We start from the raw sequence: 941 nt of genomic DNA on the forward strand, positions 1-941 counted from the left end.
ACGGCAAAGGCTGGACATGGGGGGAGTATAGCAGCGCGGAGGGGGGTGCGGAATGGGGGTGTGAATCGCGCGCGGAATGGGCGGTAAGGCGTTGGTTTTGTTGGATTTTGGTGGAAATTTTAAGGGTTTGCTAGGGTTTGAATCGCGGTGGGATGGGTGTGGGGATCCGGATTATTGTATGCTCAACGGATCTCTTTCCGATGCCACACCTGAGGCGCCACAGATTTTGACTTGTTTCCGTTTTGTTTGCATTATACTGTTATACACAAGGAAGTGGATATCGTTTCAAATCACTTCAAGGGAGCCTTCTTTGACTACGGAATATGTCAGCCCCAAGGGAATTGGTGCCTCAAAAGCATCCGTGGAGGCATTCGCTGAGAAGGTAGCGGTGAACGTTGGCTTTAAAATTGGTGGAAACATCGAGGATTTGATCGAGCGGGCTGGTGGTAAATTCGTAATGGGTTCTAGCGGTCAGGGCGATACTGACAGCGGCTCAATTATTGCCCGTTCTACAAATGACTTTACCATTTTTATATCACGGCATACCTCTTTAAAAAGAGACCGCTTCACAATTGCTCATGAGCTCGGACATCTACTTTTGCACCTTGGCCCAATCCAAAAAAAAGACCCCAGCGCGGTAATGCGGGCTACACGTTGGGTAGATAAAAGCGATGAATCACAGCGGAGGGCCGAGTGGGAGGCAAATTGGTTTGCTGCTGCATTCTTAATGCCAAAAGCAGAGTTTATAGAAGCGTACAAGGCGGTTGGAATTCAAAGAGTTCAATTTGATTTTGATGTAAGTGAAATGGCAGCACAAACTCGGGCAAAGTCTCTAGTGTTCTGAGTCTGACGCTTGTTACCGATTTCCGCGAATTTCATCGAGTTTGTCCAGCGCGCGGCGTTCGCGGGTAAGGATGTCTTGCGCCGACTTTGTCCAGACG

At 48.9% G+C, this 941-nt stretch carries 1 protein-coding gene; it reads left to right on the forward strand.

Annotated elements, in window-relative coordinates:
- Nucleotides 1-310 precede the first annotated feature (310 nt).
- On the forward strand, nucleotides 311-844 hold the full coding sequence (locus EGN72_RS00250; protein WP_158623096.1) for an ImmA/IrrE family metallo-endopeptidase: 534 nt from the start codon (nucleotides 311-313) through the stop codon (nucleotides 842-844).
- Nucleotides 845-941: the final 97 nt, after the last annotated feature.

This window comes from Pseudorhodobacter sp. E13 (assembly GCF_003991405.1).
In the GTDB taxonomy this organism is placed as follows: domain Bacteria; phylum Pseudomonadota; class Alphaproteobacteria; order Rhodobacterales; family Rhodobacteraceae; genus Pseudorhodobacter.